Here is a 23,608-nt window from a genome sequence, read left to right on the forward strand (position 1 = left end):
GTAGGGTGGGTAAATCGTTAGAGATCTACCAGCCTCCTGTCAGCGCAGAGGATTGTCAAATTATGTTTTCTAAAGCGCACGCGGCGGCCCTCTCCTCCGAGGGCTCGGGGAGAGGCCGCCGCGCAGCTTTTGGGGAGCGCTACAAGGCGCTTAGTTCAGGTAGTACATCACTTCGTAGAGGCCATCGCCGACGCAGCTATTGGCCCCGGAGGCCTCGCAGGGGCCGGCCTCGTCAACGCCTGCACCTCCGCCGGCGGCCAGCTCCGGCCAGGAGAGGGTGCCCAGGTACCACATCGACTCGCTCACATCGAAGGTGCGGTTGCCGGTGTACACCAGCGTGCCATCGACCTTGATGCGCACCCGGGCTTCAATGGTGCCGACCGGGTCGCTGGTCTCCAAACGATCCCAGTAGGCCTGCACCCCCAGGTGATAGCGCCCGTTGGCCGGGGCCTCATGCTCAATATCTTCCACCTCGCCAATATCCATCGCGTCGTTCCACCACGTCGCGATGTTGTCGGTGCCCGGGCCCCACTCCTGGATGTCGTTGTTCCAGTAGACGCAGCGCTCATCTTCAAGCGAGCTGACGCCTTCCGGGCAGTAGTAGAGATCGAGATCGGAGTAGGCGAGCGTCTCCGGAGTTGATGCCGTCCAGTCGAGTTCAATGGTCACCGTGCCCGGCGTCAGATCAGCATCGGGCTGGTCGTCGGCGTCGGCATCGGGTTGTTCGTCGGCGTCGGCATCGGGCTGGTCGTCGGCATCGGCATCGGGCTGTTCGTCGGCGTCGGCGTCGGGCTGCTCATCGGCGTCGGCGTCGGGCTGTTCGTCGGCATCGGGCTGGTCGTCGGCATCGGCGTCGGGCTGCTCGTCGGCGTCGGCGTCGGGTTGATCGCCGGCGTCGAGGTCATCGCCGGCGTCGACCTGGCAAATCTCACGAGAATCATCCACGCCGCAGTCCAGCGAGGGGTCGTCGACGCCGCAGGCGGCGCAGGTCAGCAGAGCGATGAGCAGCAGGGGAAGGTGTCTCATACAACGTCCTATCAGCGTGGCGAGGGGCTTAAGGGGGAATCTCGCGAGCAGCCAGGTCCATGTCCTGGGTGCGTGGGTCAGGTGTAGAGCAAGACCGACAAAGCGCGTGGCTCAGAGACGTGAGTCCTTCTGGCACGTCGTCAGCCGGTCTTTTGCGGGGCGCGCGTTGGTATCAGGCGCCACGACTCTAGCACGCCTTGGTGAGCGAACAAGCGCCATGCCGCCAGGGGCTGACTTGTGCGTCGGTTCTCAATTCGCTACATCCGTTACTCCACTTCATAATCAGGTGGCGCCAACGGAGCGCCTCGACCTGGGAGGTTCTGCATGTTCAGGGTCGCGTCATGGGTTCGACTCCTGGTGCTTTTGGCACCCGGGCTTCTGGCCTGCAATTTGAACGACAGCGCGCCCGCAGCCGTGTTGCTCTCGGCCGGGGAGGGCTGTGAGCGCGATGCGAGCTGCGCCTCGGGGCACTGTCTGGTCGACACGCAGGTCTGCGCGGCCCGTTGCGAAGAGCGTTGCCAGGACCCGGGGCAGGTCTGCTTTGAGGGGAGCTGCGTGCCGCCCGATTACTGCCGGGAGGGGGCCGGCCCGGGCTGTGAGCCTCCGGGCTGCGATCCGACCTGCGGCCCGGGCGCGCGCTGCGACCTGGAAGCCACCGGCGGGCCCCAATGCCTGTGTGAAGAGGGCTTTGAGGGCGATGGTGAGCAGTGCCAGGCGATCGTCGAAGACCCCTGCCTCACCGACAACGGGGGCTGCGGCGACCCGGAGTTCTTCACCTGCACCCACACCGGGGACGGGGAGAGGACGTGCGCCGACGTGGACCTCTGCGCCGAGGATAACGGGGGCTGCGGCGACCCGGAGCGCTACATCTGCGTGCCGCTTAGCGGCGAGCCGCCGATCTGTCGCCTTATGGCTTCCTGCGATGTGGTCTACGAGGTGCCCCTCGTCGAAGATACCTATGTGAGCATGAGGGAGCCTACCCGCTCCTTTGCGGATCAGCCCTATCTGGTGACACATCCGGAGGGAGCGGCCTTCGAAATCATCTCCGAACTCGCAACGCATCTTTTGGAGGACCTTCATCAGACCTACCTGAAGTTCGACCTCTCCGAGCTCCCAACCTTTCCGGTCGTTCGCGCTCGCCTGGAGACCCGCGTGATGGCCGCGACGCCGCATTTTGGCCTCGGAAGGGCGGAACTTCATCTGGTGGCCAACGACTGGAGCGCCCCGGCGCTGAACTTCGAAAACCAGCCCCCGCGCCTGGAGTCGCTTCGGCGTCAACCTGTGCATTCGCTCTTTGAGCCTCTGTCGGTACGGGACATCCTCGGGTTCGAAGGCCACAGGATGACTCAGACCTTGTACGATAGCCTGCTCGAAGGCCAGAGCGTTTGGTCGCTGATGCTGGAGACCTCGGGGATCGGCCTTCTCCATTACGCCATGGAGCACGAGGGGGGCGAAAAGGCGCCGAAACTTCTGGTGACCCTGCGCGAGTGCAATCACATGGAGCTCGGGGCCGACGCCAACGCCACGGTGAACAACCGCGAGCCCGAGAGCGCACTGGGAGAGGGCGATGGGCTGGTGGCCGATCGCGATCGCAGTGAGTTCTATGTGCGCTTTGATATGAGCCAGGTGCCGGTGGGCGCCCGGATTATCGGGGCCCAGCTCGATCTGGTAGCCCTCGAGGTGATCGACTACGGCGGGGAGGGGCGCTTTACAGTCGAGCTGCTCAACACCGAGGTCTGGGGGGAGTCGACCGTCACCTATCTCACCCGTCCCGAGGCCACCGGCGACCCGCTGGCGAGCTTTACGCTGGACTTTTCCGATGGAACTGGCGCCGTGGAGCCGGTGACGCTGGATACCACCGAGCTCTTCGAGGCGGTAATAGCGCGCTTTGAGAGCGAGCGCTCCGTCTCGCTGCGCATCTCGGCCACCGACGACGCGGCGATCTTTGCCGGCCGTAACTTCTTCGAGGAAGCGTGGCGTCCTCGCCTCACCTTGATCTACGAGTAAGGCTCAACGCCCCTTCACACACCAACGCCCGCGCGCCCCTGTGGCCCGCGGGCTTTTTTTGTGCGCGCAAGCGGGCCTCGCCACGGCAGGGAATACCTGTTGCGAGTCGCCGCGAGGATCGTGCAGGCAGCATCGCTTCACAAAAAACAACATAAATTCAAAAGAGGGCTTGCACTGGCGAGGGGGCTAAGGCATTTGGTTGCCTACCTCGAAGGTGCGAACCTTTATCCTACATGTACATCCCCACTACGACGCCGTGAGCGGCTGTCGATGGGGGCTGCTCACGGCGCAATCGCGCGGTGGCCGCCACCCCTACGCCAGCTCGTTGCGCACGACTTCAGGAGTCCCTTGATGTTCTCATGGATGGGCCGTGTTGGCCTTGTGTTCTGTATGGTCGGTCTTGTTGCTGCCTGCAACGCCGATGGCGATGCTCCCCTCACCGACGATCACCAGGAGCCCACAAGCTGCACCTCCGATGAGGACTGCGACTCCGGTCTCTGTCTGGCCGACACGCAGGTCTGCGCCGCCACCTGCGAAGACACCTGCCAGGACGACCTCGTCTGCACCGAGGGCCACTGCCTGCCTCCAGACTACTGCGATGAGGGCTTTGGACCGGGCTGTGCCCCCGCCACCTGTGAGCCCGGCTGCCACGCCGACGCCACCTGCAACCTGGAAGCCGAGGGCGGCCCCTCCTGCGCCTGCAACCCCGGCTTTGAGGGCGACGGCCTCGACTGCACCATCGTCGAGGACAACCCCTGCCTGGAGGATAACGGCGGCTGCGGCGATCCGGAGCTCGTGCAATGCGACGCCATCGAGGATGGCGAGGGCGGCGAACTCGCGGCCGAGTGCACGACGATCAACCCCTGCCTCACCGACAACGGCGGCTGCGGCGACGCGGCGTTCTTCGCCTGCACCCACACCGCCGTGGGTGAGGCGGAGTGCAGCGCGATCGATCCCTGCCTCACCGACAACGGCGGCTGCGGCGCCGCCGAATTTTTCCAATGCGACGCGATGGAAGAGGGGGAGAGCGGCCGTCTCATCGCGGAGTGCAGCGTGATTGACCCCTGCCTCACCGACAACGGCGGCTGCGGTGTGCCGGAGTATTTCCAGTGTGACGCCATCGAAGACATCGAGAGCGGCGGTCTGCTGGCGGAGTGCAGCGCGATCGACCCCTGCCTCAGCGAGAACGGCGGCTGCGGTGTGCCGGAGTATTTCCAGTGCGACGCCATCGAGGACGCCGAGGGCGGATACCTCGTCGCCGAGTGCAGCGCGATCGACCCCTGCCTCACCGACAACGGCGGCTGCGGCGACCCGCTCCTCGTTCAATGCGACGCCATCGAGGACGCCGAGGGCGGCCACCTTGTCGCGGAGTGCACCACGATCAACCCCTGCCTCGAAGATAACGGCGGCTGCGGCGACCCGGCCTTTTTCACCTGCACCAACACCGAGGTCGGGGTGGGCGAATGCGCCGACATGGATTTCTGCGCCAACGACAACGGGGGCTGCGGCGATCCCGCGTTCTATGCCTGCATTCCTCGCGCCGGTGAGCTGCCCCTCTGCCGCCTGGCTCTCGCGTCGTGCACGTTCGATTATCAGCCACCGCTTACGCACGATGTCTTTGTCAGAAGCAGCCTTCCAGACGAGACCTTTGACCTTGAGTTCCTGGCGATCAACCCCAGGGACTCGAGTGCTCAACTTGACTTTGAACCTTATCCCCATGACATGAGCAGCAGCCATCGGAGCTTTTTGCAGTTTGATCTGAGCTCGCTCTCGCCCGGCGCCACCATTCATAACGCAGCGCTCTACCTCTACGTCTTTGGCAACGTGGGCGACCCCGGGTTTCTGGAGATGGGTGTCTCCACATCGACGCGTGATGTGGGTTCGTTTACCTGGCAGAACTCGTTATATCTAAGCTACGAGAATCTGGGCCGCACATCGGTGGCCGGGTTCACGGACGGGGTGATCTTAGAAAACATCTTCGAGAGGCTGGCACTCGCCGGCGCATCACAACGGGCCATCGAGCAGGGAGCGCTGAAACTGGCGTTGACCTCCAGGGGGGCCACCACGATGTTTTTCTCCAGCGAGCATCCTGAAGAAGCCTACCACCCGCGTCTGGAGCTGCAGGTCCAGATGTGTATTGAGCAGAGCAACATGCCTCGAAGAGACGTCTCGGTAAGCGCGAGCCAGCCCGACACGGTCATGAACGTGCCGGATTATCACGTGGTGGATGCCAGTGAGGGCGACGAGCTCTACCTGCGCTTTGACTTCTGGGCGGTGCCCGATGACGCGCGCATTGTCGATGTCCGCCTGAAGCTGGCCACCGACTCCGTGCAGGGTGAAACCAGTGTGATGGTCGACGCGATCACCGAGTCCTGGGACCCCGACACCGTCACCTACAACACGCGCCCGGCCACCAGCGGCGTGCCCCTGCTCAGCGCCACGCTGGCAGACGGCTCCCAGGAAGTGATGACGTGGGAGAGCGATGCGCTCTTTGCCCACGTTCTGGAGCGCTATGAGGCCGGTGAGACCGTGGACCTGCGCGTCAGCGCCCTCCAGGGCTCCGCCGTCTTTGGCGGCAGGGCGGCTTCGAGCACCCTGCAGGTTCCTCGCCTGACGATCGTCTACGAGTAAGGCGTAGCGCACCTTCCCACAAAAAAATGCCCGCGCGCCCCTGCCTGTCAGGCAGGGGCGCGCGACTTCAGGAGTCCCGCGATGTTCTCATGGATGGGCCGTGTTGGCCTTGTATTCTGTATGGTCGTTCTTGTTGCTGCCTGCAACGCCGATGGCGATGGTCCCCTTACCGACGATCACCAGGAGCCCACAAGCTGCACCTCCGATGAGGACTGCGACTCCGGGCTCTGTCTGGCCGACACGCAGGTCTGCGCCGCCACCTGCGAAGACACCTGCGACGGCGACCTCGTCTGCACCGAGGGCCACTGCCTGCCCGACGATTACTGCGATGAGGGCTTTGGACCGGGCTGTGCCCCCGCCACCTGTGAGCCCGGCTGCCACGCCGACGCCACCTGCGACCTGGAAGCCGAAGGCGGTCCCTCCTGCGCCTGCAACCCCGGCTTTGAGGGCGACGGCCTCGACTGCACCATCGTCGAGACGAACCCCTGCCTCACCGACAACGGCGGCTGCGGCGATCCGGAGCTCGTGCAATGCGACGCCATCGAGGGCGGCGAGGGCGGCGAACTTGTGGCGGAGTGCACGACGATCAACCCTTGCCTGGAAGATAACGGCGGCTGCGGCGACGCAGCGTTCTTTGCCTGCACCCACACCGCCGTGGGTGAGGCGGAGTGCAGCGCGATCGACCCCTGCCTCAGCGAGAACGGCGGCTGCGGCGACGCCGAGTTTTTCCAATGTGACGCGATGGAAGATGCTGAGAGCGGCCGTCTCATCGCGGAGTGCAGCGTGATCGACCCCTGCCTCAGCGAGAACGGCGGCTGCGGGGAGGCGGAGTATTTCCAGTGTGACGCCATCGAAGACGTCGAGAGCGGCGGTCTGCTGGCGGAGTGCAGCGCGATCGACCCCTGCCTCAGCGACAACGGCGGCTGCGGTGTGCCGGAGTATTTCCAGTGCGACGCCATCGAGGATGCCGAGGGCGGCCACCTCGTCGCGGAGTGCAGCGCGATCGACCCCTGCCTCAGCGACAACGGGGGCTGCGGCGCCGCCGAGTATTTCCAATGCGACGCCATCGAGGACGCCGAGGGCGGCCACCTCGTCGCGGAGTGCAGCGCGATCAACCCCTGCCTCACCGACAACGGCGGCTGCGGCGACCCGGCCCTCGTGCAATGCGACGCCATCGAGGACGCCGAGGGCGGCCACCTCGTTGCGGAGTGCACCACGATCAACCCCTGCCTCAGCGACAACGGTGGCTGCGGTGCCCCGGAGTTCTTCACCTGCACCAACACCGAGGTCGGGGTGGGCGAATGTGCCGACGTCGACCTCTGCGCCGACGATAACGGGGGCTGCGGCGATCCCACCCTTCATCGGTGCGTGCTTCGCTCCGGCGAGTTGCCCCTGTGTCGCCTGGCCATCGAAACGTGCACGTACGATTACGAGGCACCGCTCTTACACGATGTCTTTGTCACCAACGATGCTCCCGACCAGAACTTCAACCGTGAGTTCCTCACGGCCAACCCGTCGGGTTATGTCTTCGACTTTAGCTCGGGGCTCTATCCTTTTGTGCAGCGCGGCATTCATAGGAGCCTGTTGCAATTTGATCTGAGCGCGCTCCCGAGCAACGCCACCATTCATGACGCAGCATTCTACTTCTACGCCTTCGACAACGTACGTGACGGGGGAGTGGTGGACGTGCAGCTCCCCTATACCGAATCGCCACTGGACCTGGCCTCGATCACCTGGTTGGACGCGCGATCGGAGTCATATTACCCCCTTTTGAACAGCGTCTCACTCGACGCGACCTCGCCGGGGGAGGTCGTCGAAACCGCCTTCTCGAGTTCACGTCTCAACATGGTAGCGGCTGAGGGCAAAGAGCGGGGAGAGCTGACCCTGACGTTGAGCTCCCTCAACGCTACCGCGAGGTTTTTCTCCAGCGAGCATCCCGAACAGGCCTACCACCCGCGCCTGGAGCTGCAGGTTCAGGCGTGTTTTGAGCGGGTCAACCCGGCTCAAAAAAGCGCCATGGTGAGCGCGTTCTTTTCCGACAGGGTTTTTGAGGAGTCGGTGGAGCTCTTTGCCAATTCGCTGGGGGGCGACGAGTTCTACCTGCGCTTTGACTTCAGCGGCGTGCCCGCCAACGCGCAGATTGTCGATGTTCGCCTGACGCTGCACCCCCGAAGCGTGTGGGAAGAGAGCAACCTGATGCTCGACGCGCTCACCGAGCCCTGGGAGCCCGGCGTCGTCACCTACAACACGCGCCCGGCGTCCACGGGTGTGCCCCTGGACACCGCCACGCTGGCGAACGGCTCCCGGGAGGTGGTGGAGATGGAGAGCGATGCGCTCTTTGCCCACGTCCTGGAGCGCTACGAGGCCGGTCAGACCGTGGACCTGCGCGTCAGCGCCCTCCTGGGAGACACCGCCTTCCATGGCAGCGAGGCCCTTAACACCGCGCTGCGTCCTCGACTGACGGTGGTTTACGAGTAAAGCTTACGACGCCGTCAACGAGAGCTCACGGCGTCATAAAGAGCCCGAGTGCCACACCTTCCGAAGCGCCCCTTGTGGGCGCTTCGGGCGTTTCCTGGGGGGCTTGCCTCGGCCACGCCTTGCATATAGGCCGCGTGGTGGGGGATAGAGGGGGCCTGGTCATCACCTTTTCCGGTTCCGGAGCGTCCTATGGTGGAGCACGTGTGCCCGAAGCATCGTCGATCGAGAATGTGGCAGCGCCCGACCGGGTGGCTGGGCCTCCTGGTGCTGGTTGGCCTGAGTCTGGGGCCGGGCGGGCCGCTCCAGGCCCAACCCACCAGCGACGCCACCGAGGAGCAGCTGGAGGCGACGCTCCAGGCCTACGTCGACCAGGGTCATGCCCGGGGCGTGGCCGTCTGGCGTCGCGACGCCGAGGGCCGAGAGGTCCGCGCGTCGGTGGGCCTGGAGCAGCCGGTGGCGCAGGCGCGCTGGGACGCGGGCTCGATCACCAAGGTGTTCACCGCCGTGCTGCTGGCCGATCTGGAGTTGCAGGGGAAGGTGCAGCTCGACGCGCCGATCGCCGCCTGGCTGCCCGAAGGCTGTGAGCCGGCGGCCGACGTGGCCACGATCACCTTTGAGGAGCTCGCCACCCACCGCTCGGGGCTGCCGCGGCTGGCGCCCTCGGGCCCGGGGATGCGGCGGCCGCTGCTGCGGCGCTCCGACCCTTACGCGGGGGCCACCCCCGAGGAGATCTTTGAGGCCCTCTGCACCCTGCCCCGGGGCCAGCTGGCGACCCGCGGCGAGGTGGCGTACTCCAACTTTGCGGTAGCTCTGTTGGGGCAGGTGCTGGCGCGGGCCAGCGGCAGTGGCCTGAGCTATCAGGAGCTGATCACCGCGCGGGTGCTCCAGCCGCTGGGCTTAACCCAGAGCTCCTTTGCCCCGGAGGGCCCCCACCAGGAGCCCGGGTACCGCGCCAACCTCACCCGGGCCGGCGCCTGGCAGATGGACGCCTACGACCCGGCCGGGGGCCTGCGCCTGACCCTCGGGGATCTGGCCCGCTTTGCCACCGCCGGCCTGCAGGCCGACTTCCCCCCGCTGGCGCGCACCCTGGAGCCGCGCCATTCCAAAGATGGCGAGCCCCTGGTGGCGCTGGGTTGGTTCCTGCGCGAGATCGCGCGCCCCGATGGCCAGGGCAACGAGCGCATCTGGTGGCATAACGGAGGCACCGGCGGCTACTACTCCTTTGTGGCCTTTGCCCCGGAGTCGGGCCGGGCCATCGCCTTTTTGAGCAACTCCCACCAGACCAACGACTTCCCGCTGCGCCTGCTCGAAAACCCGGCCGCCCCCCCCGAAAAGCCCGAGTCGGCGCTCTTCTTTGTCATCATCGGCCTCGTGTTGCCCTGGCTGGCCCCCGAGGCCTTCTGGCGCCTGCGCCGCCGCCTCACACGCCCCCCGTCGCCGGCCGGGGCCCGGGAGGCCCCCCGGCCCCGGGGGCTCAAAGCCCTCTTCCCCACCCGACCAGCTGGCCGCCTCGATGCGCTGACCACGGCCCTGGAAGCCACCTTTTACCTGACGCTGACCTACCAGCTGGGCGCCTGGCAGGTGCTGACCCTGGGCCCCTGGCTCCTGGCCCTGGCGCTGACCCTGGCGCTGGGCGTGTGGACGGTGCCGGCGCTGGCAAAGGCCCCCTGGTTTGGTCGTCCCGGGCTCCGGGGCCGGGTGATGACCCTGGTGGGGCTGGGGGTGGGGGTGGTGTTGGTGGTGTGGGTGGTGGGGTGAGGGGGGACTACAGAAGTGCATATGTGGCCCCCCCGGAAGGGGGGGAATGCAAACGCTCATTTCGGGAGCCCTTGTTGAGAGCCTGCTGAACCCCCGGACATCCCGGCGTTAAGACACGAAGACACCCTTTTCAGGGTGTCTTTTTTGTTTTTTGATCGTCAGGGGTGAAAAAGGAAGGTTGAAATAATGTAACGCAGGGGGTTTACTACGCCCATCGACAGAGATGCAGGACGACTCGGAGGGATCGATGGGATACGTGGATTTCTTTCAAGCGCTTACAGGTGCGGTGCCCTATCCGTATCAGTGTGCGCTTAGTGAAGGTGGCTGGCCCGACCTGGTGGATGTGCCCACCGGGCTGGGGAAGACGGCCGCGATCGGGGTGGCCTGGCTCTATCGGCGTAGCCTAGGAGAGGCCGATACGCCGCGGCGTCTGGTCTGGTGTTTGCCGATGCGCTCGCTGGTAGAGCAGACTCACGCGGCATTTTCCGCCTGGGTGGAGAAGGCCGCCGAGCATTTTGAGCAGGTGCCCACGGTCAACATGCTGATGGGGGGGAACCAGGAGCTGGACTGGGCCCAGGAGCCTGAGCGCGACGCGGTGATCATCGGCACTCAAGACATGCTCCTCTCCCGGGCGTTGATGCGGGGTTATGGCATGAGCCGCTACGCCTGGCCGATGCACTATGCCTGGCTACATAACGACGCGCTCTGGGTCTTTGATGAGACGCAGCTCATGGGCGTGAGCGTACCCACCAGCGCCCAGCTCCAGGGGTTTCGCGACCGGTTGGGCACGGCCCGGCCCACGCATTCGATCTGGATGAGCGCGACCCTGAGCGCGCGCGACCTGCACACGGTCGACCACCGACCCGGCGACGAGGGCTGGCGAACCCATCGACTGGGCTCCCTCGATGAAGCGCACGACGCTGTACGCCAGCGCACCGGCGCTACCAAGGCTCTGCACAAGGCCCCCCCCACACTAACTCGCGACGTGACTAAAAATGGCGAGGGGCTTGAGGAACTCGCCGCGGCCATTCTCGACGCTCACATCGACGACTCTCTTACCCTGGTGGTGCTCAACCGGGTGTCGCGCGCGCAGATGCTCTTTGAGGAGCTCCAGAAGGTCGCCGGAGACGTGCCAGTGACGCTCTTGCACTCCCGCTTTCGCGCTGCCGAGCGTGGCGAGCACGCCCGGGCGCTTCAGGCTCCAGGGGGGCGTATCATCGTGGCCACCCAGGTGATCGAGGCCGGCGTCGACATCTCGGCGCGCACCCTCTTTAGCGAGCTGGCTCCCTGGCCCTCTTTCGTGCAGCGCGTGGGTCGATGCAACCGCTACGGGGAGTTCGACGATGCCCGCGTCTTCTGGATCGATCTCAGGGCGGAGAACGAAAAAGACGGCGACGTGCTCCTGCCCTACACCTTTGAGGAACTCAACGGCGCCCGCACTATTCTGAGCTCACTCGACGATGTGGGCCCCGAGCGCGTGCGCGCCATCGACTGGCAGCCCCCGCAGACGATTTACCCCGTTCTGCGTCGCCGCGATCTGCTCGAGCTCTTCGACACCACTGCCGATTTGAGTGGCAACGATCTCGATGTGTCGCGCTACATCCGCGAGGGCAACGACACCGACGTGTCTTTCTTCTGGCGAGCTCTCCAGGGGGAACCGCCGCATGCCGAGCTTCCCGAGCCCCGGGCTGAGGAGCTCTGCCGGGTGGCGATCGGGCCGGCGAAGGACTTTGCGACAAAGGATAAGAAGAAGAGCGAAGCCTGGCGTTTCGACCCCCTGGGGGAGCGCTGGGTCAAGGTGACCAAGCTGGCGCCGCCGCGTCCCGGGGAGGTGCTGCTGGTCGACTCGGCCACCGGAGGCTACGACCCGCAGCGCGGATTTATCGGGCTACCAAAGGGCAAGTTTGAGCCGGTGCCCGAGCTTCGCCTGGCGGACGAGGCCTCGGCGGTTGCCCGAATGAATGACGATCCGCGCACCTACACCGGTGCCTGGCAGAGTCTGGCCGAGCATAGCGCCGATGTGGTGGCGCAGGCCGAGCAGGTCGCCGAAGCCTTTGAATTGCCGGAGCGTTGGCAGCGCTGGTTGTTGGAGGCCGCGCGCTGGCATGACGTGGGTAAGTCGCACCCGGTGTTTCAGCAGATGTTGCTTACCCCGGCTGCAGGGAGCCAGGAGCCCCCGGCCGACCCGGACATCCTCTGGGCCAAGTCGGCGCATCGCCGCGGACGCTACCAGCGTAAGTACTTCCGCCATGAGCTGGCCTCGGCGCTGGCCTTTCTGGCCGAGCATCCCCCCGGACGCGACACCAACGCGGTGGCCTACATGATCGCCGCCCACCACGGGAAGGTGCGCCTGAGCCTGCGCTCGCTGCCGGCCGAAGACGCCCCCGAAGACGGGCGCCTCTTTGCCCGCGGGGTGCATCAGGGCGACGCCCTGCCGGTGATCCCGCTGGACGAGGCCACCACCCTGGGGCCCTTCACCCTCGACCTCTCCCCGATGCGTCTGGGGCAGGGCTCCTGGCTGGAGCGCTGCCTCGACCTGCGCGACGCCCCGGAGCTGGGCCCCTTTTGCCTGGCCTGGCTCGAATCCCTGCTTCGCCTGGCCGACCAGCGCGCCAGCGCACTCGCTACTCAGGAGGCCCGATGAACCCCACGCACACGCTTACGTTGAGCGGCTGCAAGCCCTCCCCGCTGGCCCATTACCTCAAGTCGCTGGCCGTGCTTCGCCTGGTCGCCGAGCAGGCCGACCCTCTGGCCCGCGGCTACTGGAAAGACGAGCGCTTTCATCTGGTCAGCCGCCTGACCCGACCCGAGCTGCTCTCGTTTTTTCTCAATGACTATCAGCCCTCGCCGGTGATCGCGCCGTGGAATGGGGGCAGCGGGTTTAGCCCTAAAGACAACACCGATGCGATGGAAGCGATCATGGCCGGAGCGTCATCGCGCCATGCCTGCTATCGGCAGACGATCGCCACTGCAAAGGGGGTTCGTGAGCGCCTTGGAATTGAACTCAAGGTGTCGTCGGCGGATGAGAAGGCCACACTCCTAACCGGGTGTCGGGCTTCGCTCCCCGATGAGGCGCTCGACTGGTTTGATGCGGCGGTAGTGTTGCTGGATGACGGGCCATCGTATCCGCCCTTGTTGGGAACCGGCGGCAACGATGGTCGTCTGGATTTTACTAATAACTACATGCAGCGTCTCAATGACGTGGTGGACCCTGATAGCGGGCTTCCGACGCCGATGGCCGCTGCCTGGCTAGAGGCGGCGCTTTATGGCGCTTCGGTCGATGCGCTGGGGCGAAAGCAGTCCATCGGACAGTTTTTCCCGGGGGCGGCAGGGGGGGCCAACGCCACGCAGGGGTTTGACGCCGACTCCCTCATCAACCCCTGGGATTTTGTGCTGATGCTCGAGGGAGCGTTGCTCTTTGCCGCGGCATCATCGCGACGTCTGGAGAGCGCGAGGGGAGGGGCGATGAGCGCGCCCTTTACGGTGCGGGCGTCCGGCGTGGGCTACGGCAGCTCCAGTGGTGCCGACAGTGGCGATTCTCGTGGCGAAATCTGGTTGCCCTTGTGGTCGCAGCCGAGCACGTATCACGAGTTGAGGGCGCTGTTTTCGGAGGGGCGAGTGACCGTGAGTCAGCGCCCGGCCCAAAACGGGGTGGACTTTGCGCGTGCAGTCGCCTCGCTGGGGGTGGATCGGGGGCTTGTCGCCTTTGAGCGCACCGGGTTTCAGTTGCGCAACGGTCTGGCCTACTTCGCGATCCCGCTGGGGCGCATCCCCGTGCAGCGAAACGCCCGCGTCGATCTGCTCAACGCCATCGATCCCTGGCTGGATCGTTTCTTTCGGCAGGCCGGGGCGAAGACGGCACCGGGGAGAGTGGCTTCGGCGGCGCGTCAACTCGAAGAAGCGATCTTTGAGCTCAGTGCGCAGCAGGCAGGGCAGGGCGGCGCGCCGCTCCTGGGGCTCTTGCTGGCGTTGGGCAACGCGCAACGCGCGCTGGCGGGAAGCTATGCCTGGAGTAGGGAGCAGGACGGGCTGAAGCCCCTGGTGCTCAAAGACCCGCGCTGGGTGCTTGATGCCTACGAGCAGAGCGCGGAGTTTCGGCTGGCCGCGGCGCTGGCGAGCCTGCGTGGGCGCTATGGTAGCGGGGGCGACGCTAACAAAGGGCGCCAGCGCGTGTTTCGCGAGCATCTGGAGCCGGTGGAGCCCACCAGGGACGGCTGGCGCTGGGCCGAGAACCACAGCCGCGACGTGGTGTGGAACGACGCCCGACCGGTGGAGAGCATGCAGGCGGTGTTGAAGCGCCGGCTGATTCTGGCCAGCCAGGCCGGCTGCCCCCATTGGCCCGACACGGGAGGGCGCAGCGCGCGACTGGAGGACGTCACCGCCTTTATCGAGGGGCGCATCGACGAGCGGAAGTTTGGCGCGTTGGTGACGGCTTTGAGCCTGATGGAAAGCCTCCCGGCGTTGCCCGCGCCGGAGCTAGAAACCTGGGGGCCTGATGCCATCTATGGCCTGCTCAAGCTCTGCTTTGCCGGCTGGCCGGTGCGCGAGCAGCACCTGCCCATTCACAGCGCCATCATCTACCGGGCGCTCTCCGGAGCGCCGCAGGCTCTGAGCATCGCCGCTCGTCGGCTGCGGGCCAGCGGGCTGCCGCCAGCGGTCGGGGCGGTGCACGCCAGCCCCGAGCAGCTGCGCCGAGCCAGCGCCGCGCTCCTCTTTCCGCTGGCCTCCCGCGACATCGATTATCTGGCCCGGGGGCTGCTGCGCCCGGCGCGTGAGCAGGCCGATTAAGTTGCCTGTTTTATAAGTGTTTTGCCCGCGTTGTACTTCACTCTCACCTGTGACCTGAATCCTTTAAGGAGCTTCTTATGTATTTTGATGCACTCGCCAACGACCCGCGCCTTTTGATCGAAGCCGACCTCAAGCCCATTCAGGGGCATCGCTTTCAGCCTACGGGCTTTCCGGATCTGGGGGCGGCCACCTATCAGGCCCCCGACGGCACTCAGATGCTTCTGGTGGAGTCGGCCCAGAGCATGGCCAACCGTCTGGAGTCCACCGCCTGGGATGAGGGCGCTCAGGCGCTGGTCGAGCCGCTGAAAGGGTTGCCCTACGTGAAGTCCATCATTGAGGGGGGGAAAGAGACCAACTCGCTGCTGGAGGCCCATCGCCTCAACTCCCCTTACATCGTCAAATCCGATGAGTTCGACGGGATCAAAGAGGAGATCGGCTTTGATAAGAACAGCCCCTTTGACCGCCGCAAGCTGGTCCACGCGCTGGCGAAGTACGACGTGAATAGCCTGCTGCACGGCATCTTTTTGGAGAAGGTCGGCGGCACGGTGCGCCTGCCTCGGGCGGTCAGCGGGTTTATTGAGGCGCGCAATGTGGGCGTGGCGGCGTATGGGGGCGTGAAGGTCGATCGTGTGCAGCCGGCCACCGGTGAAAACACCCCCTATGGCAGGGCGAACGAGGGCTATGGCAACGTGCCCTACCACCGAGAAGACTACACCGGAGAGGTCACCGCTTACTTCAACCTCGATCTGGCGCAGATCCGGGGCTACGGGCTGGGGCAGGCCGGCGAAGAGCTCTTGATCGGGCTGGCACTCTATAAGATCCGCCGCTTTTTGCGCGAGGGCCTGCGTCTGCGCACCGCCTGCGACTTTGATCTGAAGGAGCTGCGTGTCACGCGTCCCACCGGCTACAGCCTGCCCGAGCTCAGTCAGCTCGAAGAGGCGATGCCGACGTTGATCGAGGCGGCCTCCGGTCTCTTTGCCGACGAGCCGATCACGGTTGTTCACTTTAAGCCCAAGAAGAAGTGAGATCCCTTATGACGGACGAACTAACGATAGCGTTGCGCTACACCTCGGGGCATGCGCACGCCACCCCCTGGGATCGCCAGGTCAACGAAGGGGTGGTGGAGTGGCCGCCCTCGCCCTGGCGCCTGCTGCGGACGTTGATCAGCGTGCGCCATTTCAAGGCGCGCGATGAGGTCAGCGAAGAGGCGCTGGCTATGCTGCTAAAGGAGCTGAGTGAAGTGGCGCCGCTCTGGCAGCTTCCCGAGGCGGTGCAGGCCCATACGCGCCACTACATGCCCAACGAGACGTCGACGACCAAGGTCTTCGACACCTTTTTGGTGGTCGATCGTGACACCCCGGCGATCGCGCATTTTCCCGGGTTGGTGCTCTCCTCGGTGGCCGGGGAGGCGCTTAACGTGCTCTTGCCCCGGGTGGCCTACCTGGGGCGCGCCGAGTCCTGGGTGAGCATCGAGCGCGTGGCGTTGCCAGAGACCTTCGCTCCCAATGCCGGCCCGGCCGGGATGTTTGAGGTACCACCGGGCAGCGAGTCGACCCGGCAGCTGATGCCGCTGACGCCCGAGGAGCTGGCGATCTGGCGGGAGGGCTACCGCGAGGCAATGCTTCAGCGTCAGCTCGACGCCGAGCGCCAGACGGCCATCAAGAGGGGCAAAGACCCCGACACGGCCAGGCTCTCCAAAAAGAAGCGGCAGAACATTGAAGACGCGCTCCCTTCGTCGGTGGTGGCAGTGCTTGGGGCCGAGACCGACCGGCTGCAGAAGGCCGGCTGGAGCCAACCTCCGGGCTCGCGCTGGGTGGACTACGTGCGTCCTCCGGTTAAGAGCTGGCTGCCGCCGAAGGTCGAAGCGCCAAAAGTGGTGGGTGCGCCGACTGTGGCGCGCTACGCCGTTGCCAGCCAGGTCCCCCCGCGTCTGACCACCGCGCTTTATCAATGTGAAAAGCTGCATAAGACGTTGGCCAGCCGCACCGACGACAACGTTACGCTTACGGGCGTCGACGCGCTGGGGCGGCCGCTCAAGGGGCATCAGCACGCTTTTGTTTTTGCGGAGGCCAATGACCCGGTCACCGATCGCATCACGCACCTCAACGTCTGGGCACCCGCTGGTTTTAGCGAGCAGGCTCAACGCCGGGTGCTCGATGGCGTGCAGCGCCTCTGGGGCAAGGATGGCCACGATCTGCAGCTGATCTTGCTGGGCGTGGGTACGCCGGAGGACTTTGGCGGGTTTAACGCCCGCGCCGGTCAGGCCCCCATTTACGGAGAGTCGAAGGTCTGGCGTTCGCTCACGCCCTTTGTGGGCACCCGTCACCCTAAAAAGCGCAAGAACGGCGAAGCGAAGCGTGATGCGCGAGGGCTGACGATTGGTGGTGATGCTCATGATTTGCTGCGTCTGCTCAAGCTCCAGGGCTTTCCTGAGGTCGAGCGTATCGAAGCGCTTGATGCGCTGCCGATCGCCGGGCGTCAGGTGCGCTGGCTGGAGTTTGCGACCCGTCGCCCTCGCGGTGGGGGCAAACGGGGCCCGAATCACGGTACCGGTTTCGCAATCGAGTTTGCCGAGCCGGTGCGGGGTCCCATTGCGGTGGGTTATGGCGCGCACTACGGGCTGGGGCTTTTCAGCCCGGTGGAGGTGAGCGGCTAAGTTCAACGATGTGGGGGGGCGGTCTTTGACAAAAGTATAGCAACCGGGGCGGGGGCTCGGGTTTGGCGTCAGGCAGGGAGAGGTATGCGATGAGAAGTTCCTTCGATGATCCTTTGCAGCTTCGCGCGGTTAACGCTCATGTCTTTTGCTCCAGGCTCTTCTGGCTGGAGTATGTAGCCGGGGAGTTTGTGGACAATGCCCATACGCTCGAGGGCAGCCACGTGCATCGCCGGGTCGACAAGCCGGGTGGAGCCATGCCCGCGCCCCATACCCCCGATGAATCAGCGGAGAATGAGGGTGATGACCCCTGGCATACCCGTTCGCTCTGGCTCAGTGATGATACGTCAGGGCTGACCGGCAAGCTCGATCTGGTGGACCTTGTCGATGAGGGCCGGGTGATGCCGGTCGATACAAAGAAAGGCAAACCCACGCGGGACGGCGAGCTCTGGGAGGCCGATCGCGCCCAGCTCACCTTGCAGGCGCTATTGCTTAAGGCGCATGGGTACCGTGTCGAGTCGATCGCGGCCTGGTACCACGGTAGTCGTCAGCGCGTGGTCGAAGTGCTTACGCCGGAGATGGAGACCTGGGCGCTGGGCCACGCGATGTCTGCACGTCATACGCGTTCGCTCGAAAAGCCTCCCGCGCCGCTGGTGGATTCGCCTAAATGCCGGGGGTGTTCGCTCAACGTGGTGTGTTTGCCCGATGAGGTGAATGCGCTCACCGGAGGTGGGGCGCATGAAGAGGGGGAGATTCGACGGGTGCTGGTGCCGGATCATGACGCAGTGCCCGTCTATGTAACGGAGAGCGGAACGCGGATCGGCCTTAAACAAAATATGCTCAAGATTACGCCGCGTCGGGGCTCGGATATGGAGCCTGCGGAGGTGGGACTTGGCGCGATGAGTCAGTTGAATCTGATGGGAGGCGTGCAGATCACCACCCAGGCGATGCAGGCGCTCCTTCGTCGCGATGTGCCCGTGAGTTTTTTCTCTTATGGCGGCTTTTACTACGGGCGCACGCAGAGCGCGACGAGTCGCAATGTGAAGGTGCGCATTGCGCAGTTCAAGCAGGCGGAGTCGCCTGTAGCATTGGACATCGCACGTACGTTGATTGCCGATAAGCTCTACAACGCGCGGGTCTTTCTGAGGCGGCATTTGCCGCAGGGGCCTGAATCAAAACGTGTGCTGCGCAAACTGACGCGCATTCGTAAGAAGGCAGAGAAGGCCGAGAGTGCCGAACAGCTTCTGGGCTATGAGGGGGAGGGCGCTCGTCAGTACTGGTCCCACTTCAACGCTTTAGTGCAGGCCGACGATGAGGCGTGGGCGATGCAGGGGCGCAACCGGAGACCTCCACGCGATCCCGTCAACGCGATGCTTTCTTTTGGCTATGCGCTGCTCGTCAAAGATGCGCAGCTGGCCGTGGAGGCCGCAGGGCTCGACGCCTATCTGGGCGTCTACCACACCGCCCATCATGGTCGGCCCTCGATGGCGCTGGATCTGATGGAGCCTTTTCGTCGTCTGATCGTCGACTCGGCGGTCTATCTGATGGTGCGTCGCGGGGAGGTGAGCCCGGAGCATTTTGTGCGCAGCGGGCAGGCCGTGGCGATGAAAACGCACGCACGCAAAGCGCTGATCGCGGCTTATGAGCGGCGCATGACCGAGAGTGTGATTCATCCTCTCTTCGGTTATGCGATCTCCTACCGTCGCATCATTGCGGTACAGGCCAGGTTGCTGGCACGTGTGCTCACCGGAGAGATTGAGGAGATGCCCAACTTTCGCACGCGTTGAGCGCACTGCATGGATGCACACAGCATGTCTGCGGACAGTAAGGAGAAGCCATGACCTCGACAAAAGTACGTCTCTTCATCATCACCTACGACATCACCGATGATAAGAGGCTGCGCAGGGTCTTTGAGTATCTCAAGCAATGGGGCCAGCACGTGCAGTATTCGGTCTTTGCCTGTGCGCTGGGGCCTACAAGTCTGGCGACGGTGAAGACGGAACTCGACGCCCTGATTCACCACGACGACGATCAGGTGCTCTTTTTTGACCTGGGAGCCGAGGCCAGCCGGGCCCAGAGGGCGATTGATTATCTGGGCGTTCCCTTTGGTCCCAAGCAGCGCAAGGCCATCGTGCTGTGACCGTATGCCTTGAGCAGATGTTGACGTCGCGTCATCGACATCAACATCTGCTCAAGGCGTAGTCACCAAAAAAAAGCCGGCCCCCAGGTCAGGGGGCCGGCTTTGCGGGCGAGTGGTAGAGCGGCGTTAGTTCATATCATGCACATCTTGGTCGACCGGCTGCGCAGGCTCGACTGAGGGGTCGTCCATGGCGGGAAGCGTTCGCCCCGGGGCGGCTTCGTCGTCATGGGGAGGGGAGAGCAGCTTGATGTTGGCTTGCGTATCGCCTTCCAGCTGCTTCTCCTCGGCTTCAGGCTCGGCGGTGGTGTTTTGAGAGCTCCGTGCTTTTCGAGCCTGAGCTTGAGCCTGCGCCTGGTGGAGGTTGGCCAGAAGTCGACGCTTGTCGCCCTCGCTCAAGCTGGAGATCTCCACCACGCTGAGCAGGGAGTTGGTCACCTTGAGCCACTGGTAGCGGGCCTGGCGCAGATCGTTGGCGCTGACGCGGGTGGTATCATCTTCACCCTGGAGTTCGGCGCGTCGGGCCACCAGCGTGTTCATGCGCAGACCGATGGCCACATACTCATCCACCAGGGCGTTGAGATCCTCCCCATCAAAGACCACTCGCCCCAGCGTGTCGCGAAGCGATGCGTTGAGCCGGTCTTCGACCCGCAGCGCGTGCCCGGCCTGGTCGCGGTAGGTGCTGGTGATCACGCTGAGACCGTCGGGCAGCACCACGGCGCGGGCGGCCTCGATGGGGCGTTGCTCGCGCAGCGTCTCACAGAGATGGCGCGCGAAGGTAAACCCCGCATCCAGCGCGCGGCAGATCGCGTTGTGGCGCTCGCTGCGCTCGGCGAGCTCATCGCTGATCTCTTTGAGCTCCCGGGCAGCTTCTCCTTCTTGCTGGGTTAAGCGGATCAAATCGCGGTTGGCGCTTTCGATGGGGCCGAGCAAAGGCGCCACCATCGGATCGCTCTCAAAGATCTTTCGCTTCTCCGGGCTGTTCAGAAAATCTTCAAAGACGGCGATCATCGACGGGCTTCTCAGGTGGATGAGCGACATGGTGACCTCCTCAAGATGTGATGTCGTGCCGGGCCTCGCGGGGCCCTGGGCTGGCAAATCGAAGACGTCGGCCAATCCGACGCCTGCGCCTGTGCGGAGCGACTGCTCTCGGTCCCCGGATACGACATGAGGCTGCGCGTTGGGCTCACGCCAGGAGATCTTGTGGAGCACAAGACCATACTGACAACGCGCGTACGACGGAGCCAACCCTTTGCGGGAAGTCACCACCCTGCTTTCGCAGCACTCTAAGAGTCGAATGCCCAAAGGGTGCCAGAACCCAAAATCCGGGTCAACACGTGGTATGCCGATCCCGGGGGATTTTGTTCATTCACAAAAACGGACCTCGCGTGGTTGATGTCGTGCCAACCATCGTGCGGCGCTCCTCCAAGGGGCTTCGCCACGATTTTGCCGACAGGTGCGCCTCTCTCTCTGGGGCGGTGAACCTGGCGGTGGCGCGTCGATGAAGCCGGGGGAGGTGCAGTGACCCAGAGCAATCCAACCTGAGAGAGGTGTCTGAGGTTGGTGCAGATATGCCAGATCAAATGTTGGACTCTGGGGAGTTCGATGACGTTGGTCTGGAGCAACGAGGAGGGGGTCCGAGAGGTATCAGTGTATGGTTTGGAGTAACGAGGAGGGGGTCCGAGAGGTGATTGGTGTTGGTCTGGAGCAACGAGGAGGGGGTCCGAGAGGTGATTGGTGTTGGTCTGGAGCAACGAGGAGGGGGTCCGAGGGGTGAAAAAGTTGGTCTGGAGCAACGAGGAGGGGGTCCGAGGGGTGAAAAAGTTGGTTTGGAGCAACGAGGAGGGGGTCCGAGAGGTATCAGTGTATGGTTTGGAGCAACGAGGAGGGGGTCCGAGAGGTATCAGTGTATGGTTTGGAGCAACGAGGAGGGGGTCCGAGAGGTGAATTGTGCTGATGGCGATGAGTTCGCGCCGACTTTTTGGGGAGGTGTGAGATGGAGACGTGGCCTTCGGCGCATTGCTCAAGGGCGGTCGGCAATACTCAGCGGGTTTCAGAGGTACCGGGCGCCGATTTGGACTGGACCCTGGCAGGATGTTCTGGAACCTCTGCGCCCTGGCTGTTGGCGGCGAGTGCAGTTTTAAGATGCGGCCACGACGTGACGAGCATGGATGTGCTGAGGAAAAGCCCGGAGATGCTCGTTTTTCGGGTCTAAGTGCTTGTTTTTATGCCATGTTTTGATACACTTGGAGCCATGGAAACACTCCCTCCCCATAGCATGATCTCGCTGGATTTGAGCGATGCTCGCAAACGCATTCGTCTCGTCCAGCATTGGCGCGGTGATCGGACAGGTGCTCCTTCCGCCTCCTGAGGGAGGCGGCCCCGTTGAAGCGAATATTTGACCGTGATTTACCACAAACCCGCTTGACACCCTTCCGCCTCCTGAGGGAGGCGGCCCCGTTGAAGCGATGTCGAGCTCGACGCGTCCGGCGACTTGCCGATCCCTTCCGCCTCCTGAGGGAGGCGGCCCCGTTGAAGCATAACCTCGCCGGCGTCCTCCCCGGCCGGTCCCTCCGGCCTTCCGCCTCCTGAGGGAGGCGGCCCCGTTGAAGCTCCTGTGCTCGACGTAAACGAACGCGACTCCGCCGACCTTCCGCCTCCTGAGGGAGGCGGCCCCGTTGAAGCAAATTGCTTGTTGATTATGTTTGGGAGGCGTGTCTATGCCTTCCGCCTCCTGAGGGAGGCGGCCCCGTTGAAGCCCGATCTTCTGCCCTGCTCTTGCCATGTCTCCCATGTCCCTTCCGCCTCCTGAGGGAGGCGGCCCCGTTGAAGCGGGAAGGTATATCGAACGAAGTCGCTGAAATTGCGCTGTCCTTCCGCCTCCTGAGGGAGGCGGCCCCGTTGAAGCCGTATCCTCAGCCGCGTCTTCTGCGCTAGTATAGGCCCTTCCGCCTCCTGAGGGAGGCGGCCCCGTTGAAGCCTGGTTGATTGTATGACTGCCGTTCCCGACGAGACGGCCTTCCGCCTCCTGAGGGAGGCGGCCCCGTTGAAGCTCGCCTGTGACTACACGTCGGCGGAGATGTATTCCCTCCTTCCGCCTCCTGAGGGAGGCGGCCCCGTTGAAGCCGCCTCGGTTGAGACAAGGAGGAGACGTAAATGAGTCCTTCCGCCTCCTGAGGGAGGCGGCCCCGTTGAAGCCATCCAACCCACTAGCAGCGCTCCAAGCGCCCCCACGACCTTCCGCCTCCTGAGGGAGGCGGCCCCGTTGAAGCGGTGATGGGCGTGATCATCGGGATACCTCGGTGGCGGCCTTCCGCCTCCTGAGGGAGGCGGCCCCGTTGAAGCAAGAACGACGACGTCGACTTTATGAACGGCTACCTGCGCCTTCCGCCTCCTGAGGGAGGCGGCCCCGTTGAAGCTCTCCGCGTGGTGTCATCGCGGGCAGCACTGCTATTCCTTCCGCCTCCTGAGGGAGGCGGCCCCGTTGAAGCCTGGCCTGTACATGTATGGACGCCCCGTCATCGCTAGCCCTTCCGCCTCCTGAGGGAGGCGGCCCCGTTGAAGCTCCCACGTGCTGATTGCGCGCGTGGTGCAGCGCATGCGGCCTTCCGCCTCCTGAGGGAGGCGGCCCCGTTGAAGCCTTATGCCCTCGTGTGGCCGTGGCGTGTGGATCGGGCCCCTTCCGCCTCCTGAGGGAGGCGGCCCCGTTGAAGCAATGGCGCTCCAGTGCTCGCGCGCCTCCGTAATGAGACCTTCCGCCTCCTGAGGGAGGCGGCCCCGTTGAAGCTGAGCCGAAACCGACACGCACTCCACCACCACAAAAGCCCCCTTCCGCCTCCTGAGGGAGGCGGCCCCGTTGAAGCGTCCCAGTCCTCGACACCGTAGGCGGTCGAGCGCGGTGCGCCTTCCGCCTCCTGAGGGAGGCGGCCCCGTTGAAGCAAGGCCGAGGTCAAGGCCATGATGCAGGCCGTCCAAGAGTCCTTCCGCCTCCTGAGGGAGGCGGCCCCGTTGAAGCCTCACGTAAAGGGCACCCACGCCCACAACAGCGAGGAGCACCCGCCTTCCGCCTCCTGAGGGAGGCGGCCCCGTTGAAGCCAGGTCGGCGGGGTGCTCATCCGTATCGCCCCAGA

At 64.5% G+C, this 23,608-nt stretch carries 12 protein-coding genes and 1 CRISPR repeat array; of the genes, 10 read left to right on the top strand and 2 right to left on the bottom strand.

The features are described from left to right. Nucleotides 1–150: 150 nt before the first annotated feature. The gene (locus DL240_RS14240) at nt 151–1,026 is read right to left on the bottom strand and encodes a hypothetical protein (RefSeq protein WP_111730569.1); all 876 of its coding nucleotides are present in this window, start codon (nt 1,024–1,026) and stop codon (nt 151–153) included. Nucleotides 1,027–1,350: 324 nt separating this feature from the next. Between DL240_RS14240 and DL240_RS14245 the strand changes: the two genes are divergently transcribed. The 10 genes from DL240_RS14245 to cas2 all read left to right on the top strand — a co-directional run bounded on the left by DL240_RS14245 (nt 1,351) and on the right by cas2 (nt 19,481). Next, the gene (locus DL240_RS14245; RefSeq protein WP_111730570.1) at nt 1,351–3,033 is read left to right on the top strand and encodes a CBM96 family carbohydrate-binding protein; all 1,683 of its coding nucleotides are present in this window, start codon (nt 1,351–1,353) and stop codon (nt 3,031–3,033) included. Nucleotides 3,034–3,384: 351 nt separating this feature from the next. Beyond that, the gene (locus DL240_RS14250; protein WP_111730571.1) at nt 3,385–5,664 is read left to right on the top strand and encodes a DNRLRE domain-containing protein; all 2,280 of its coding nucleotides are present in this window, start codon (nt 3,385–3,387) and stop codon (nt 5,662–5,664) included. Between the two features lie 81 nt (nt 5,665–5,745). Beyond that, a complete protein-coding gene (locus DL240_RS19695) occupies nt 5,746–8,142 on the top strand; it encodes a DNRLRE domain-containing protein (protein ID WP_146618312.1) in 2,397 nt (798 codons plus the stop codon). A 228-nt stretch (nt 8,143–8,370) separates the two neighbouring features. Next, nucleotides 8,371–9,900, top strand: a complete 1,530-nt coding sequence (locus DL240_RS14265; protein ID WP_158542586.1) for a serine hydrolase domain-containing protein — start codon at nt 8,371–8,373, stop codon at nt 9,898–9,900. A gap of 247 nt (nt 9,901–10,147) precedes the next feature. After that, complete coding sequence (gene cas3g / locus DL240_RS14270; RefSeq protein WP_158542587.1) at nt 10,148–12,544, top strand: type I-G CRISPR-associated helicase/endonuclease Cas3g; 2,397 nt, start codon at nt 10,148–10,150, stop codon at nt 12,542–12,544. Next, nucleotides 12,541–14,688, top strand: a complete 2,148-nt coding sequence (gene cas8g1 / locus DL240_RS14275) for a type I-G CRISPR-associated protein Cas8g1/Csx17 (RefSeq protein WP_111730576.1) — start codon at nt 12,541–12,543, stop codon at nt 14,686–14,688. The genes cas3g and cas8g1 overlap by 4 nt, the downstream gene beginning before the upstream one ends. A 77-nt stretch (nt 14,689–14,765) precedes the next feature. Next, nucleotides 14,766–15,713, top strand: coding sequence for a type I-G CRISPR-associated RAMP protein Csb1/Cas7g (gene cas7g / locus DL240_RS14280; RefSeq protein ID WP_111730577.1), 948 nt, complete (start codon nt 14,766–14,768; stop codon nt 15,711–15,713). 8 nt (nt 15,714–15,721) lie between these two features. Then, nucleotides 15,722–17,344 (top strand): type I-G CRISPR-associated protein Csb2, encoded by a 1,623-nt coding sequence (gene csb2 / locus DL240_RS14285; protein WP_111730578.1) that lies wholly within the window; start codon nt 15,722–15,724, stop codon nt 17,342–17,344. Between the two features lie 89 nt (nt 17,345–17,433). Continuing rightward, the gene (gene cas4g/cas1g, locus DL240_RS14290) at nt 17,434–19,128 is read left to right on the top strand and encodes a CRISPR-associated endonuclease Cas4g/Cas1g (protein ID WP_111730579.1); all 1,695 of its coding nucleotides are present in this window, start codon (nt 17,434–17,436) and stop codon (nt 19,126–19,128) included. A gap of 50 nt (nt 19,129–19,178) precedes the next feature. Next, nucleotides 19,179–19,481: a CRISPR-associated endonuclease Cas2 gene (gene cas2, locus DL240_RS14295; protein ID WP_111730580.1), complete on the top strand. Its 303-nt coding sequence runs from the start codon at nt 19,179–19,181 to the stop codon at nt 19,479–19,481. A 126-nt stretch (nt 19,482–19,607) separates the two neighbouring features. Here the strand turns inward: cas2 and DL240_RS14300 are convergent, their stop codons facing one another. After that, nucleotides 19,608–20,519 (bottom strand): hypothetical protein, encoded by a 912-nt coding sequence (locus tag DL240_RS14300; protein ID WP_111730581.1) that lies wholly within the window; start codon nt 20,517–20,519, stop codon nt 19,608–19,610. Nucleotides 20,520–21,834: 1,315 nt separating this feature from the next. After that, nucleotides 21,835–23,573: direct repeats of the CRISPR family, unit length 36 nt; unit sequence CCTTCCGCCTCCTGAGGGAGGCGGCCCCGTTGAAGC. Nucleotides 23,574–23,608 lie beyond the last annotated feature (35 nt).

Origin of the sequence: Lujinxingia litoralis (assembly GCF_003260125.1) — a bacterium.
Classification (GTDB): domain Bacteria; phylum Myxococcota_A; class Bradymonadia; order Bradymonadales; family Bradymonadaceae; genus Lujinxingia; species Lujinxingia litoralis.